Here is a 15,674-nt window from a genome sequence, read left to right as displayed (position 1 = left end):
GGAGGGGGGGGGGTATGTTTTGTACGGCGTGGGCGCCCCGCCCGCCTCAACCCACAACCGCCGCCGGTCTTGCGACGGGCGGCGTCCGATGGTCTCGAAGGTGCCGCGTCTTAGGCGGCGACAGGAACTAGCCGGCGGCGGTTCGCGCGGAGCATGGAGCCCACCCCGCCGAAGCCGATGATCATCATCGCCCAGGTCGAGGGCTCAGGCACCGCCGAGGTGACCATGCTGACGCTGGCCATCACGCCGGCCTTGTTGTCGAAGGCGCGCTCTACGTCGTGGCAGATCTTCTTGCCCTTCTTGTCCTTCTTACAGACTTGCTCGTAGCCGCTTTCCTTGGTGAGGAAGCTGGTCGCCAGATTGCCGCCAGCGAAGAAGCCGGCGATCTCGAGCGTGTAGGTGTCGGAGCCGACGCTGAAGATGTTGTTCAGCGAGTTGGAGTTCACCGTCACCTTGTCGGAGCAGCCAAACTTGTTGTTCGCATCACCGGACACACCGCCGTAGGCGCAGGTTCCGGCCTGGCCGGTTCCTCCGTTCGGGGTCTCATCGTGGGTGAAGATGAAGTCAAACGTCTTGGTGCCGATGAAAACGCTATCGACCGTGATGTCCGCCTTGAAGGCCAGCTTGATGGAGGTCAGCGAGGTGCCGGTGATCGGCCAGTTGTTGTGCTGGAACTCACCGATCTGGAACGGGCCGGCCGAATCGCCGTTGCCCAGGTCGGGCGTCACCGCGCCGTTGCCGGTAAAGCTGTAGCTGCTCTTCTTGCTGCCAACCGTCGGCGTGCCCCAAGTGGCCGTCGATGTCGGCGAACCATTGACGATGCTGATGCCGGAGCCGGGCGCAGGATTGCTCCAGGCGCCTGAGACGTTGCTGAACACGACCACGCCGGCGGCGGCGGGCGACGCGACGGCGATCGAGCCGGCCAGGACGGCTGCGGCGACGGCCAGCACTCGCGAATTCGACTTAAAACTCATAATGCTAATCCCCCTTACGCCCCAACTGAGCGCAGTCTTCAGGCGGAGCTTAACCGTTCGTTAATCCACAAACAAGGTGTTCGACACATCGAGATGCTCAATTTCGTCGTCAAATGGACACTTTTGAGAAGTCGTCGCTTCATATTCGACAGTTAAACACCAAGTAGGCGAAGAATTCGCCAGGTGGTTGAATGTCTCCCGCCACATTTCCCGCCGAGCGGGGTTGGCGCCGGGGCACATGGCTATGTTGAGGCCAAGATCGCCGGTAGGCTGGTTAGATCGGGCGGCGTCTTGACAGGACTCTGTGCGTGGCGCACCCGCCGGGCATGCGTATTGCTCTCCTCGCGGCCGCCGCCGCCACCCTCGTCGCGACGCTCCCGGCCAAGGCCGCCGACCTCGCCGCCACCGCCGTCTCGCTTCGCGAAAAGGCGCTCGTCGACAGCACCGCTTGGAACGTTGTGGAGTCGCTCACCACTGAGATCGGCGCCCGGCCTCAGGGCTCGCCGGCCATGGATCGCGCCCGCGACTGGGGTGTGGCGAAGCTGAAGAGCCTCGGCTTCACCAATGTCCATGTGGAGACCTTCGAGGCTTCCTCCTGGCTCCGTGGGGCGGAGTCTGCGGAGATCGTCGCGCCCTACCCGCAGAAGCTCCAGATCCTCGGCCTGGGCCGCTCGACGCCCACCCCGCCCGGCGGGATCGAGGCCGAGGTGGCGCTCTTCAAGAGCTTGGACGAAATGATCGCCCAGCCGCCCGGGTCGCTGGCGGGGAAGATCGCCGTGGTGACGCAGGTCATGCGGCGCACGCAAGGCAGCGAAGGCTATGGCGCGGGCGTGCGCGCCCGGGGCGGCGGCGTCGAGGCCGCCAAGCGCGGCGCGGTGGCCTATCTGGTCCGCTCCATCTCCACCGATGACACCCGCCTGCCGCACACCGGCGGCGCGACGATGTCTGGCATCCCGATGGCGGCGCTGTCGCCACCGGACGCCGAATTGCTGGAGCGCATGGTCGCGCGCGGAAAGCCGGTCCGGATCAAGCTGGCGATGGACTCGACCTATCGGGACAAGGCGCCGGCTTACAATGTCGTCGGTGAAATCAAGGGCCGCGAGGTCCCCGACGAGGTCGTGATCGTGGGCGGTCACCTGGACTCCTGGGATCCAGGCACGGGGGCGATCGACGACGCCGCGGGCATTGGGATCAGCACGGCCGCCGCCAAGCTGGCCGGGGCGCAGCGACCCCGCCGAACCATTCGCGTGGTGATGTGGGGGGCCGAGGAGCAGGGCGGTTCGGGCGCCGCCTATGCGGCGGCGCATAAGGACGACGTCGCCAAGATCGTCGTGGTGAGCGAGAGCGATCTGGGCGCGGGCGAGATCTTCAACGCCAAGCTGCCCCTGGGCAGCCTCAATCATCCGGCGATGAGGGCGTTTTCCGGCGCGGTGACGCCGCTCAAGGTCATCGTTTCGCGGAGCCCGGCCCAGAGCGGCGGGGCCGACACCGAGGGGTTGCGGGCGCTGGGCGTTCCTGTCGCCGAGTTCAATCAGGACGTCAGCCGCTATTTCGACCTGCATCACTCGGCAGACGACACCCTGGACAAGATCGATCCCAAGGAATTGGCCCAGAACGTCGCGGTCTGGGCGGCCTTCATCTACACGGTCGCCGACAGCGACATCGATTTCCGCAAGACCGCCGCGGAGGCCAAGTGAACCTTCCTCTCGCCGGCCGACATGTCGCCCTGCTGCTAGGCGGACTTTCCTCGGAACGTGAGGTCAGCCTGGTCTCCGGCCGCGAGTGCGGCGACGCCCTGGAGCGGCTGGGCGCCAAGGTCACCCGCGTCGATGCAGGCCGCGACCTGGCCCAGGTCCTGACCAAGCTGCAGCCCGATGTCTGTTTCAACGCGCTTCATGGAGAGTGGGGCGAGGACGGCTGCGTTCAGGGAGTCCTGGAGACGCTCGGCCTTCGCTACACCCATTCCGGCGTGCTCGCCTCGGCGCTGGCCATGGACAAGGCAAAGTCCAAAGCGGTGCTGGCCGCGGCGGGGGTCACCGTGCCGGGCGGCGGCCTGTTCAACCGCTTCGTGGCCGCCGCCGACCACGTGATGGCGCCGCCCTATGTGGTGAAGCCCAATGCGGAAGGCTCCTCGGTGGGCGTGTTCATCGTTCATGAAGGCGCGAATCGCCCCCCGCAGGAGATCGTCGCGCCCAGCTGGACCTTCGGCGAGGAGGTGATGATCGAGCCCTATGTACGGGGCAGGGAGCTGGCTGTCGCCGTGATGGACGGCAAGGCGATCACGGTGACGGACATTGTGTCGCGAACCGGATTCTACGACTACGAGGCCAAGTACGGGGAGGGGGGCTCGGAACACATCGTCCCGGCCCAAATTCCCTTGCACGCCTTCGAGAAAGCGCTGGAGCTGTCGGAGCGCGCCCACGCCGCTCTTGGTTGCCGAGGGGTTACCCGATCCGACCTGCGTTATGACGACATTAACGACATTCTGGTCCTTCTGGAGGTCAACACACAGCCCGGCATGACGCCCACTTCGCTCGTCCCCGAGCAGGCGGCGTCGAAGGGCGTGGACTTCGACCGTCTAGTGCTTTGGATCACGGAGGATGCTTATGCCCGCGGCGATGCGGGGGGGATCGCGAGTTTCGGCGAAACCCCGGGCCAAAGCGCCCCCTAGCACCAAGGCTCGTCCTGCGGCCAAGAAGCCCGGGGCGTACGCCCCTGGAAAACTGAAAGCGGCGCGCGGCGTCGGTCTGTCGCCGACCTACGCCCTGGCCGCCGCGGGCGGAGTTCTGGCCCTGACCCTGGCTGTCACCCTGGCCACGGGCGGTCGCGCCCAGGCCCTGCATCTGGCGATGAACGAGGCGGTCGGCAGCGAGTTCGCGAGCCTGGGCTTCCGTCTCAACGCCGTGCACGTGCAAGGCGCCTCCCCGATGGCCACCGCCGACATCCTGAAGGCGGCTGGGGTCTACAAGGACCAGCCGGTGCTGGGTCTCAATCTGGAAGAGGTCCGCAAGCGGGTCGAGGCCGTGGGTTGGGTGAAGGAGGCGCGGGTGGTGCGCCTGTTGCCCGACACCCTGGTTCTAGCCGTGGTCGAGCGCCGCCAACTGGCGGTCTGGCAGAATGGCGGTCATAGCCAGGTGATCGACGAGACCGGCCGGGTGATCCCGGAGGCCGATCCGCGCCAGTTCGCCAGCCTGCCGCTGATCGTCGGCGCCGGCGCCAATGAATTCGCCGCCCAGATCCTGCCCGAGGTGGCCGCTCGCCCCAGGCTGGCCGAACGGCTGGAGGCCCTGGTTCGGGTCGATGGACGCCGCTGGGACCTGCGGCTGAAGGACGGATCGCTGGTGCAGCTTCCGGCGGTCGATGAGGGCGCAGCCCTGATCCAGCTCGAGCAGTTGGACCAGCGTTCGCGCATCCTGGAACTGGGTTTCGAACGGATCGACCTGCGCGATCCGACGACGGTGGCGGTACGCCCCCGGGACGGCGCCCTGCCAGGGCAGCTCGTCGCCGGCGGCGCTTGAACGGATAGAGGGATTACGAGCTTGGCGACCCGTGTCGAGGACCGCAAGGACAGCCGCGAAGGCCTGAAGGCCGCGCTGAGCCGCCAGCCTGTGGTGGCCGCCGTGGACCTGGGCGCCTCCAAGGTCACCTGTTTCATCATGAAGCCCGAGGGCGTGCGTCGCGGTGACCGCACCCTGACCGCGGCCGGCGTCGGCTATGTCCAATCGCGCGGCGTGCGCGGCGGGGCGATCGTCAACCTGGACGAGGCGTCCGACGCCATCGCCCAGGCCGTGGAGCGGGCCGAGAACGTGGCGGGCGTGCAGGTCCAGGGCGTGACCGTGGCCACCGCCGGCGGCCAGCTCACCAGCCACCGCATCGCCGGACGCGTGTCCATCGGCGCGCGCCCCATCTCCGACGCCGATCTGGTCCGCGCCATCCAGCATGCCCTGTCGCAGATCAAGATTCCCGGCCGCCGGGCCGCCCATATCCTGCCGGTCGCCTGGTCGGTGGACGGTCAGGCCGCGATCCGCGATCCCCGCGCCATGTTCGGCCGCGCGCTCGGCGTCGAGCTGCTGGTGGTGTCGGTGAGCGAGGCGGTGTTCCAGACCCTGGGCGCCTGCGTCGAGCGCGCGCACCTGCAATTCGAGGGCGTGGTCGCAGCCCCCTTCGCCTCGGCGCTCGCCGCCCTGGAAGAAGACGAGATGGACCTTGGCGCGGTGTGCATCGACATGGGCGGCGGCTCGACCTCGGCGGCGGTGTTCGCCGGCGGCAGCCTGATCCATGTGGAGACCCTGCCGGTGGGCGGCAGTCATGTGACCGCCGACATCGCCCGGGGCCTGTCCACCTCGATGGCCGGCGCTGAGCGGATCAAGACCCTGCACGGCTCGGCTATCGCCTCGGCCAACGAGGACCGCGAGATGATCGAAGCGCCGCCGCGCGGCGACGACCCTGGCGCGGGCCCGGTGATCGCGCCGCGCTCACTGCTGAAGGGCATCATCGCCCCGCGCGTCGAAGAGACCCTGGAGCTGCTGCGCGACCGGCTGAAGGCCTCCGGCGCTCCGGTGGAAGCGGGCGCGGGCCTGGTCCTGACCGGCGGCGCGAGCCAACTGGCCGGCGTGCGCGAGGTCGCCGTGCGGGTGTTCGACCGCCCGGTGCGCCTTGGACGCCCTCGCCGGGTGCCGCATCTGGCCGACGCGGCCTCCGGTCCGGCCTTCTGCGCGGCGGCCGGCGTCCTGCAACGCGCCGCCTTCGGGCCGCGCGAAGCGGTGTCGGCTAAGGCGCTCGCATCGGCCAAGCTGCGCCGCGAGCCATTGGATCCCGGCGCCAACCCTGTGGCCAAGGCCGCGGCCTGGCTGCGCGAGAACCTCTAGCGCTCTTCCCGACCTGCGACCGCATGGCCGCTTGCTCACCGACCGGCGATACGCCAAGCGCTTGAAACGCTTGTTCCAGCGGCGAATTCCGCTAAGTGATCAGCGTTCATGAATGAGGAGTCTCCGATGGCGGACCAGCATTTCGACGTGGTGATCGTGGGGGCGGGGCTCTCCGGCATCGGCGCGGGCTACCATCTGCAGACGAACTGTCCGGATCGGACCTACGCGATCCTGGAAGGTCGTGAGGCGATCGGCGGGACCTGGGACCTGTTCCGCTATCCGGGCATCCGGTCCGACAGCGACATGTACACCTTGGGCTACGCCTTCAAGCCGTGGACCCAGGCCAAGGCCATCGCCGACGGCCCGTCGATCCTGAACTATGTCCGCGAGACGGCCCGCGAGAACGGCATCGACCGGCACATCCGCTTCGGTCACCACGTGAAGAGCGCGGCCTGGTCCAGCGCGGACTCGGCCTGGACCGTCGAGGCGACGCACGACGGAGCGCCCGTGCGGTTCACCTGCAACTTCCTGTTCCTCTGCGGCGGCTACTACAATTACGAGAACGGCTACACGCCGGACTTCCCAGGCGCCGCCAGCTTCAAGGGAGCGCTCGTCCATCCGCAGAAGTGGCCGGCCGACCTGGACCATGCGGGCAAGCGGGTGGTGGTGATCGGCTCGGGCGCGACGGCGGTGACCCTGGTGCCGGAGATGGCCAGAACCGCGGCCCACGTCACCATGCTGCAGCGATCGCCGACCTATGTCGTCTCGCGTCCCGCCGAGGACAAGATGGCCAACGACCTGCGCAAATGGCTGCCGGCCAAGCTGGCCTACGCCATCGTCCGCTGGCGCAACGTGGTGTTTGGCATGTACTTCTACAACGCCACCCGGAAGAATCCGGCCCGGGCCAAGGAACGCATCGTCGGCATGGTGCGCCAGGCGCTTGGTCCCGACTACGACGTCGAGAAGCACTTCACGCCCAGCTACAACCCATGGGACCAGCGGCTCTGCCTGGTGCCTGACGCCGACCTGTTCGAAGCCTTGAAGACCGGGACCGCCTCGGTCACCACTGACCACATCGAGACGTTCACCGAGACCGGCATCCGCCTGCAGTCCGGGGAGGAGCTGCCCGCCGACATCATTGTCACCGCCACGGGGCTGGAGCTCAAGGCGCTGAACGGCCTGGAGCTCAGCGTCGACGGCCAACGCGTCGATCCGGCTCGGGCCATGAGCTATAAGGGGATGATGTACCGCGACGTCCCGAATCTGGCCTCGTCCTTCGGCTACACCAATGCGTCCTGGACGCTGAAGTGCGACCTGACCTGCGAGTATGTCTGCCGGCTGCTCAACCACATGAAGAAGACCGGCACGACCCAGTGCACGGCCCGCAACAGCGACCCGACGATCACTGAGGAACCGTGGCTGGACTTCTCGTCAGGCTACGTCCAGCGCGCGATGGAGAAGTTCCCCAAGCAAGGCTCGCGGGCGCCTTGGAAACTGCATCAGAACTACGCCCTGGACCTGATGAACCTGAAGTACGCCAAGGTCGACGACGGCGTCATGGTGTTCACCAAGCCGAGCCGCGTCGCGGAGCGGAAAGCCGCCTAGTCGACTGTATGTCGCGTGGACATCTCCACAGGTTGCTGGGGATGAATGTGCGTAGCGGCGGTGGATCGACGCCCGATCCCGGCGGCGGGCGACCTGACCGGCGGTGACGGCGCTCCGGTTCGCCGCGTCGCCCTTCGGCCTAAAAACCTGTTCGTTGAGCGTGTTAGCCCAATGCGCCGCGCGCCTGAGTCATCCCGTCGCAGTTTCAGCGACGTGGTTAACGGCTAAGCCTTACGCAGCAAGAAATTTGTTATCCACACGGGTCGACGCGCGTCCGACTCGCCTTATGCAGTTAACCGCCAATTAACGATGGTGGGCGTTTCCTTAACGCATGCCGTCGCGGGAACCAGGCGGGCGGGTCGCCAAGCGTTCCCAAGACCACGGTACGGAGACAAGGTCCCAATGGCTATCGCACTTTCCGCGCCGCGCGCGACCGAACTGAAGCCACGTATCGTCGTGTTCGGCGTCGGTGGCGCGGGCGGCAACGCCGTCAACAACATGATCGAAGCTGGACTGGAGGGCGTCGAATTCGTCGTCGCCAATACTGACGCTCAGCAGCTTTCCTTCTCCAAGACCGACCGCCGCATCCAGCTCGGGGTGCAGGTGACCCAGGGCCTCGGCGCCGGGGCCCACCCCGAGGTCGGCATGAGCGCGGCCGAGGAGTCGATCCCGGAGATCGGCGAGCACCTCGACGGCGCGCATATGATCTTCATCACCGCCGGCATGGGCGGCGGCACCGGCACCGGCGCCGCGCCGATCATCGCCAAGTGCGCCCGTGAGCGCGGCATCCTGACGGTGGGCGTGGTCACAAAGCCCTTCCATTTCGAGGGCCGTCACCGCATGCGCCTGGCCGACGCCGGCATCGGCGAGCTGCAGCGCTATGTCGACACCCTGATTGTCATCCCCAACCAGAACCTGTTCCGAGTCGCCAATGAGCGGACCACCTTCGCCGAAGCCTTCGGCATGGCCGACCAGGTCCTGCACTCCGGCGTCCGGTCGATCACCGACCTGATGGTCCTGCCGGGCCTGATCAACCTCGACTTCGCCGACGTCCGCACGGTCATGACCGAGATGGGCAAGGCGATGATGGGGACCGGGGAGGCGAGCGGCGACGATCGCGCCCTGATGGCCGCCCAGAACGCCATCGCCAACCCGCTGCTGGACGAAGTCTCGCTGAAGGGCGCCAAGGCCGTGCTGGTCAACGTGACCGGCGGCCTGGACATGACCCTGCTGGAAGTGGACGAGGCGGCCAACGCCATCTCCGAGCAAGTCGACCCCGAAGCCAACATCATCTTCGGCGCGGCCTTCGATCCGTCGCTGGACGGCATGATCCGCGTCTCGGTGGTCGCCACCGGCATGGACGGCGCCTCGATCGCCGCCATCGAGCCGAAGGTCGAGCGCCGCCCCCTGACCGCCCCGCCGCTGCGCGCCGAAACCCAGCGCGCGCCGGCGCCGACGCCCGAGCCGGTCATGCGTTCGCCCGCGCCCAGCTATGAGCGTCCCGCCGCCTACGTGCCGCCGACTCCGGCGCCGCGCGCGGAGGTGATCACCGCCTATGCGCCGACCGCGACGCCTGCGCCCGAGCCGGCCAAGGCTAGCTTCGAGCGCGAGGAAGAGCAGGCCGATCTCTACGCCGCCGCTCCGGCGCCGGCCGCGCCCGAGCCGCAGATCGTGCGCCCCATGACCAAGATCGTCGATCCGATGGTCGAGGAAATGGAGGAAGAGCCGCTGTTCGGCGAAGCCGCCTTCGAGGATCGCCGTCCGCAGCGGACCGGCTTCCTCAGCCTGTTCGGCAGCCGTCCGCGCTATGACGCCCCGGCGCCGGACCCCCAGGCCGCGCGCCCAGCCGCCAGCCGCGGCGGCGCTCTGCCCGCCGAGCAGCCCGCGCAGGAAACCCAGACCGAGAGCCAGGAAGATCTGGAGATCCCGTCCTTCCTGCGTCGCCTCGCCAACTGATCTGCGACCACAATTCGAACCAGCGCATGGCCGGGCTTGTCCCGGCCATGCCGCGTTCTGGACACGGTTCCGCCGCGAGTCAGCCTGATCGGCTTTCGCATTGAATCCTAAGGGATTCTTAACCGTCCCAAATCGAAACATTGCGAAACAGGAAGTGTTTTGCCGCGCTGCAGCATTGGGCCTAATCCGCTGCTGGGGCGTTACGCGGCCATCCCCCGGCCGCCCGTCCGACTAGGAAGGCGAAGAGCTTGCCCGCATCGGTGTTCCAACAGACCCTGCAAGGCCCCGCGATCTTCGCTGGCGTCGGCGTCCACACGGGCGCCTACACGCGCGTCTCGGTGCGGCCGGCCCCGGTGGATGCGGGGATCGTCTTCGTGCGCACCGACGTGCTGGACCGCGACAACCGCGTGCCCGTGTCGGCCGACGCCGTGACCAAGACCCAGCTCGGCACCGTGATCGAGAACGCCGCGGGCGTGAGCGTCGCCACCATCGAACACCTGATGGCCGCAATGGTCATGCTGAACATCGACAACGCCACGGTCGAACTCGACGGCCCGGAGATGCCGATCATGGACGGCTCGTCCCTGCCGTTCGTCCAGATCCTCGACCGCGCCGGCCGCCGGGGCCAGGACGCCCCGCGCCGCTACATCGAAATCCTGGACGTCATCGAGTATGTCGACGGCGACAAGCGCGCGACGCTCAGCCCGTCGGACCAGTTCGAAGTGGCCTTCGAGATCGCCTTCCCCTCCGCCGCCATTGGTCGCCAGCGGGTGGACCTGGTGATGGATGAACACGCCTTCCGCCGCGAACTCGCCGACTGCCGCACCTTTGGCTTCCTGCATGAGGTCGAGTACCTGCGCTCGATCGGCTTGGCGCGCGGCGGCTCGATGGAGAACGCCGTCGTCATCGAAGGCGACCGCATCCTCAATCCGGAAGGCCTGCGCCGTCCGGACGAGTTCGTGCGCCACAAGGCGCTGGACGCCATCGGCGACCTCTTTGTCCTGGGCGCCCCGATCCTGGGCCGCTTCGAGGGCGTTCTGGCCGGCCACGGCGTCAACAACATGCTGGTCCGCGCCCTCGCGGCCAATCCCCAGGCCTGGCGGTATCGCACCCTGGTGCAGGACCTGGCCGAAGCGGTCTGACGCCTCGGCATATCCCCGATTTCCACGTCAGCGCCGCATTTGCGCCCCGCATCGCATGCTGTAGAAGCGGGGACTCGCGGCGCGGGGGCGCGCGTTGGTCTCTTTGAGGTGAAGGTGTCCTTGCTTCGTCATTCCCGGACTCGCGTGGCGCTTGTCGCCGGCCTCGCTGTCCTCGCCCTGGCCGGATGCTCCGGCAAAGACAAGAAGCCCCGCCTCGCCTACGAGGAGCGGCCGGTTGAGCTGCTTTACGCCACTGGCGCGGACCGGCTGGACCGCGGCCTTTGGAACCAGGCCGTGCAGTATTTCGGCGAGGTGGAGCGTCAGCACCCCTATTCGGAATGGTCGCGCCGCGCGATCCTGATGACCGCCTACGCCCACTACCAGGGCAATGACTACGCCGAGGCCATCGGCGACGCAGACCGGTTCATCTCGCTCTATCCCGGCAACCCGGCGGCCGCTTACGCCCACTATCTGCGGGCCATCTGCTATTTCGAACAGATCGTCGACGTGGGTCGTGACCAGGCCGCCACCGGCCAGGCGCTGAACCACCTGCAGGAAATCGTCCAGCGCTTCCCCCGCAGCGAGTACGCCGCCGACGCGCGTCTGAAGATCGACATGGTCAATGACCAGTTGGCCGGCAAGGAAATGACCATCGGCCGCTACTATCTGCGGCAGGGCGACACCCTGGCCGCCGTGGGGCGGTTCCGCACGGTCATCGACCGTTACCAGACCACCAGCCACACGCCCGAGGCGCTCTACCGGTTGGTCGAATGCTATCTGACCCTCGGCCTGCTGGAAGAGGCGCGACGCAACGGCGCGGTGCTGGGCCACAATTATCCGGGCGACGCCTGGTACGGCTCGGCCTACAGGCTGCTCACCGACAAGGGCCTGCGTCCCGCGGTCGAACCCAGCAGCACACGGCGCGGCATCATCTCGCGCCTGCCGTTCGTCAAGGACAAGTCCGCCACGGTGAAGCCGCCGTCGGCCGACCTGGCGCCGCAGCCCGTCGCCACGACCCAGCCCGCCGCTGTCGCCGAAGCCGCCCCCGCCGAGCCGCCTGCCGCGGTGAAGCCCGCCGAGCGCAAGCGCAAGGGCCTGCTCTCCCGCATCCCGTTCCTGGGCGGTCGGGACAAATAAGAACCTAAAGCGAACGCGTGGGCTTCCGGCGCAGGCGATTTCAGGCGATCTTGCGAACATGCTGATCGGACTGTGGATCCGCGACGTGGTGCTGATCGAGGCCCTGGACCTGTCCATCGGCCCGGGCCTCACGGCGCTTACCGGCGAGACCGGGGCGGGGAAGTCGATCATCCTCGACGCGCTAGGTCTGGCCGTCGGCGCGCGCGCCGAGGCGGGGCTGGTGCGCCAGGGCGCCGCGCAGGCGGCCGTCTCGGCGGTGTTCGCGCCCGCCCACGATCATCCCATCTGGGACGTGCTGGAAGACAAGGGCCTGTCCTACGCCCGCGACGAGGACCTGATCCTGCGCCGCACCCTGTCGGCCGACGGCCGCAGCCGCGCCTTCGTCAACGATCAGGCCACCAGCGCCACCGTGCTGCGCGAGCTGGGCGACCTGCTGCTGGAGGTCCACGGCCAGCATGAGACCGTCGGCTTGCTGGACGCACGCACCCATCGCCCGCTGCTGGACGCCTATGGATCGGTGTCGGGGCTGGCCGGAACCGTCGCCGCCCGCTGGGCCGACTGGCGGGCCGCCCGCGCCCGCGCCGACGAGCTGCGTGAGGTCGTGAGCCGCGCGGCCGCCGAGAGCGAGGAGCTGATCCTTCGCCTCTCCGAGCTGGACCGACTGGACCCGCAGGCCGGCGAGGAGACGGTGCTGGCCGAGTCGCGCGCCATCTTGGGGGCGGCGGAAAAGGCGCTGGCCGACATTTCCGACGCTCGCGAGGCGTTCAACGGTCTTTCCGCCAAGCTCGCCCAGGCGATCCGCGCCGTGGAGCATGCCCGCACCCGTGCCATCGCCGCCGGCGCGGCGGAAGAGGGGCCCGCCGTCGCGCGACTGGCCACCGCGAGCGCGGCCATCGATCGGGTGTTCAGCGAGGCGCAGGAGGCCGAGGCCGCCGTGGACGCCGCCGCCGGCGCCTTCGACTTCCGGCCCGACCAACTGGAGAAGACCGAGGAACGGCTGTTCGAACTGCGCGGCATGGCTCGGAAGCTGAGCGTCAGCGTGGAGGAGTTGCCGATCCTGCGGGTGCGCTTCGCCGAGCGATTGCGGGCCATGGAGTCTTCCGAGGACGATCTGAAGGCCGCCGACGCCGCCGTGGCCGCGGCGCGCGCGGGCTATCTGGAGACGGCGGGGCGGCTGTCGGAGGCGCGCCGCGCGGCTGGAGAGCGCCTGGCCGCATCGGTGATGGCCGAACTCGCCCCGCTCAAGCTGGACAAGGCGCGCTTCCGGGTGGCGGTCGAGCCCTTGGCCGAGGATCGCGCCGGGCCGAACGGTCAGGACCGGATCGCTTTTGAGATCGCCACCAACCCCGGCGCGCCGTTCGGTGACCTGGGCGCCATCGCCTCAGGGGGCGAGCTGGCACGCTTCGCCCTGGCGCTGAAGGCCTCGCTGGCCGGCCGGGCGGAGGGACCACAGCCGCTGATGATCTTCGACGAGGTCGACCAGGGGGTCGGCGGGGCCGTGGCCGACGCGGTGGGCTTGCGCCTGAAGCGCCTGGCGGCGAACGCCCAGGTCCTGGTCGTGACCCACTCGCCCCAGGTCGCCGCTCGAGCCGAGGCCCATTGGCGGATCTCCAAGGCCGGCGATGGCGAGCGGCTGCGCACGGCGGTGGAGACCCTATCGTCCGCCGAACGCGAGGAAGAGATCGCCCGCATGCTGGCGGGCGCCCAGATCACCGACGCCGCCCGCGCCGCGGCCAGGGCCCTGATGCATGCCTGAGACGAAGCTCGAACTCTCCGAGGCCGAGGCGGCCGAGGAGATGACCCGGCTGGCCGACGAACTGGCCGAGCACGACCTGCGCTATCACCGAGACGACGCGCCGAGCATCACCGACGCCGACTATGACGCGCTCAAGCGCCGCAATCTCGAGCTCGAGGCGGCCTTCCCGCACCTGATCCGTGAGAACTCACCCTCTCTGCGGGTGGGCGCGGCGCGCAACGAGCAGTTCTCGCCGGTCGAGCACGGCGTGCCGATGCTTAGCCTGGACAACGCCTTCTCCAACGAGGATGCGGTCGAGTTCGACGGCCGCATCCGGCGCTTCCTGCGGCTCTCGGCCGACGAGCCGGTGGCCTACACGGCCGAGCCGAAGATCGACGGGCTTTCGGCCTCCATGCGTTACGAGAACGGCGTCCTTGTCCAGGGCGCGACGCGCGGCGACGGAAGGGTGGGGGAGGACGTCACCGAGAACCTACGGACCCTGGCCGAAATCCCGAAACGGCTAAGCGGGTCCGGCTGGCCCGATGTCATCGAGATCCGCGGCGAGGTCTATCTGGGCCACGAAGAGTTCGCTCGCCTGAACGCCGCCAACGCGGCGGCCGGGCAGAAGACCTACGCCAATCCGCGCAACGCCGCGGCCGGCTCCCTGCGCCAGATCGATCCCAGGATCACGGCGACGCGGCCGCTGCGGTTCTTCGCCTATGCCTGGGGCTTCCACAGCGGCCTTTTCGCCAAAAGCCAGTGGGAGGCGCTGGGGCTGCTGAAGTCCTGGGGGTTCCAGACCACACCCGAAAGCCAGTGCGTCACCAACGCCGAGGGGCTGCTGGCCGCCTATGCTGACATGGAGGCCATTCGGCCAAGGCTCGGCTACGACATCGACGGCGTGGTCTACAAGGTCGACCGCCTGGACTGGCAACAGCGCCTGGGCTTCATCACCCGCACGCCGCGCTGGGCCGTCGCGCGGAAGTTTCCGGCCGAGCAAGCGCGGACGATCCTGGAGGCCATCGACATCCAGGTTGGCCGCACGGGGGCGATCACGCCGGTGGCGCGGCTGCATCCGGTGACGGTGGGCGGCGTCGTGGTGGTCAACGCCACCCTGCACAACGCCGACGAGATCGCGCGCAAGGACCTGCGGGTCGGCGACACCGTGATCCTGCAGCGGGCCGGCGACGTCATCCCGCAGATCGTCCGGGTGGTCGAGGACGAGCCGCGCGGGCCCCAGCCCTACGTCTTCCCCACCCACTGCCCGTGCCCGCTGGAAACGCCCCTGGCGCGGGAGACCACGGCCTCGGGCGCGGAGACCGTGGTTCGTCGCTGCACCGGGGAGTTCGCCTGTCCCTTCCAGCGGATCGAGCATCTGCGCCACTTCGTGTCGCGCCGCGCCTACGACATCGAGGGCCTGGGCGAAAAGCAGCTGACCGCCTTCTTCGAGCGAGGCTGGATCAGGTCCCCCGCCGACATCTTCAAGCTCGCCAAGGACGAGGCCAAGCTGGAGGAACTGCGCGCGACGGACGGCTATGGCGAGACCTCGGTGCGCAATCTCATCGCCGGCATCGACGCCAAGCGCGCCATCCCGCTCGACCGTTTCATCTTCGGCCTGGGCATCCGCCACGTGGGTGAGAGCACCTCGATGGCCCTGGCGCGCCATTTCGAGACGGTGGACGCCTTCATCGCGGCGGCCGCCAAGGCCGCCGAGCAGCGTCCTGGCGAGGGGGCGGCGGCCCTGACCAATCTCGACGGTGTCGGCCCCACGGCGGTGGACGCCATCCTGGCCTTCGCCCGCGAGCGCCAGCCCATGCTCATCCCGGCTGGAGCGTCGCTGGAGGAGCACCTGCGGCTGGCGATCCCGCGGCTGAACAGCCGAGCCCGCGCCGCCCTGGCCGAACGGTTCGCGGACTTCGCCAGCTTCGAGGCCGCGGCGCTGGCGGCGCTGGCCGAGACCCCCGGCGAGGAATTCCGCGAAATCTCGGGGGTCGACGCCGTCGGACCGGTAGCCGCGCGGATGATCGCCGACTTCTTCGCCGAGGCGCACAATCGCGGCCTCGTGGACAGCTTGTTGGGTGAGCTTCAGGTCATCCCCGCCGAGCGGCCCAAGACCGACACCGCCGTGGCGGGCAAGACCATCGTCTTCACGGGCGCCTTGGAGAAGATGACCCGCGACGAGGCCAAGGCCCAGGCCGAGGCCCTGGGCGCCAAGGTCTCCGGCTCGGTGTCCAAGAAGACGGATCTCGTCGTCGCC

General features: G+C 68.5%; 11 protein-coding genes. 10 read left to right on the top strand and 1 reads right to left on the bottom strand.

The features are described 5' to 3' along the window. Nucleotides 1–110 precede the first annotated feature (110 nt). On the bottom strand, nt 111–974 hold the full coding sequence (locus tag RMO04_RS10180; RefSeq protein ID WP_405041485.1) for a THxN family PEP-CTERM protein: 864 nt from the start codon (nt 972–974) through the stop codon (nt 111–113). Nucleotides 975–1,300: 326 nt separating this feature from the next. Here RMO04_RS10180 and RMO04_RS10175 point away from each other — a divergent pair, with 326 nt between their 5' ends. From RMO04_RS10175 to ligA, 10 genes are all read left to right on the top strand, one after another. After that, nucleotides 1,301–2,671 carry a M20/M25/M40 family metallo-hydrolase gene (locus tag RMO04_RS10175; RefSeq protein WP_309644668.1) on the top strand — a complete coding sequence of 457 codons (1,371 nt, stop codon included), beginning with the start codon at nt 1,301–1,303 and terminating at the stop codon, nt 2,669–2,671. Further along, nucleotides 2,668–3,645, top strand: coding sequence for a D-alanine--D-alanine ligase (locus RMO04_RS10170; RefSeq protein WP_309644667.1), 978 nt, complete (start codon nt 2,668–2,670; stop codon nt 3,643–3,645). Before RMO04_RS10175 ends, RMO04_RS10170 begins: the two co-directional genes overlap by 4 nt. Then, entirely contained in the window at nt 3,581–4,492 is a 912-nt protein-coding gene (locus tag RMO04_RS10165; protein ID WP_309644666.1) for a cell division protein FtsQ/DivIB, read from the top strand. Before RMO04_RS10170 ends, RMO04_RS10165 begins: the two co-directional genes overlap by 65 nt. A 138-nt stretch (nt 4,493–4,630) precedes the next feature. Continuing rightward, on the top strand, nt 4,631–5,842 hold the full coding sequence (gene ftsA / locus RMO04_RS10160) for a cell division protein FtsA (protein ID WP_405041486.1): 1,212 nt from the start codon (nt 4,631–4,633) through the stop codon (nt 5,840–5,842). A gap of 126 nt (nt 5,843–5,968) precedes the next feature. After that, a complete protein-coding gene (locus tag RMO04_RS10155) occupies nt 5,969–7,447 on the top strand; it encodes an NAD(P)/FAD-dependent oxidoreductase (protein ID WP_309644664.1) in 1,479 nt (492 codons plus the stop codon). A 402-nt stretch (nt 7,448–7,849) separates the two neighbouring features. Then, entirely contained in the window at nt 7,850–9,403 is a 1,554-nt protein-coding gene (ftsZ, locus tag RMO04_RS10150; RefSeq protein ID WP_309644663.1) for a cell division protein FtsZ, read from the top strand. A gap of 248 nt (nt 9,404–9,651) precedes the next feature. Beyond that, nucleotides 9,652–10,545, top strand: coding sequence for a UDP-3-O-acyl-N-acetylglucosamine deacetylase (gene lpxC, locus RMO04_RS10145; protein WP_309644662.1), 894 nt, complete (start codon nt 9,652–9,654; stop codon nt 10,543–10,545). A 120-nt stretch (nt 10,546–10,665) separates the two neighbouring features. Continuing rightward, nucleotides 10,666–11,682: an outer membrane protein assembly factor BamD gene (locus RMO04_RS10140; protein WP_405041484.1), complete on the top strand. Its 1,017-nt coding sequence runs from the start codon at nt 10,666–10,668 to the stop codon at nt 11,680–11,682. Between the two features lie 58 nt (nt 11,683–11,740). Next, nucleotides 11,741–13,438, top strand: coding sequence for a DNA repair protein RecN (recN, locus tag RMO04_RS10135; RefSeq protein WP_309644661.1), 1,698 nt, complete (start codon nt 11,741–11,743; stop codon nt 13,436–13,438). Then, nucleotides 13,431–15,674 (top strand): NAD-dependent DNA ligase LigA (gene ligA, locus RMO04_RS10130; protein ID WP_309644660.1); only part of this gene is annotated, 2,244 nt, incomplete at its 3' end. The genes recN and ligA, both read left to right, overlap by 8 nt.

The sequence above is a fragment of the Phenylobacterium sp. genome (assembly GCF_031412415.1).
Taxonomy (GTDB): Bacteria; Pseudomonadota; Alphaproteobacteria; order Caulobacterales; family Caulobacteraceae; genus Phenylobacterium.
This window is presented reverse-complemented; position numbering and strand designations above follow the sequence as displayed.

What these genes read in the sequence shown, in the direction of transcription:
- ftsZ (WP_309644663.1), top strand. Translation starts at nt 7,850, where the DNA reads ATGGCTATCGCACTTTCCGCGCCGCGCGCGACCGAACTGAAGCCACGT.
- ftsA (WP_405041486.1), top strand. Translation starts at nt 4,631, where the DNA reads ATGAAGCCCGAGGGCGTGCGTCGCGGTGACCGCACCCTGACCGCGGCC.
- RMO04_RS10175 (WP_309644668.1), top strand. Translation starts at nt 1,301, where the DNA reads ATGCGTATTGCTCTCCTCGCGGCCGCCGCCGCCACCCTCGTCGCGACG.
- RMO04_RS10180 (WP_405041485.1), bottom strand. Translation starts at nt 974, where the DNA reads ATGAGTTTTAAGTCGAATTCGCGAGTGCTGGCCGTCGCCGCAGCCGTC.
- recN (WP_309644661.1), top strand. Translation starts at nt 11,741, where the DNA reads ATGCTGATCGGACTGTGGATCCGCGACGTGGTGCTGATCGAGGCCCTG.
- RMO04_RS10165 (WP_309644666.1), top strand. Translation starts at nt 3,581, where the DNA reads ATGCCCGCGGCGATGCGGGGGGGATCGCGAGTTTCGGCGAAACCCCGG.
- RMO04_RS10155 (WP_309644664.1), top strand. Translation starts at nt 5,969, where the DNA reads ATGGCGGACCAGCATTTCGACGTGGTGATCGTGGGGGCGGGGCTCTCC.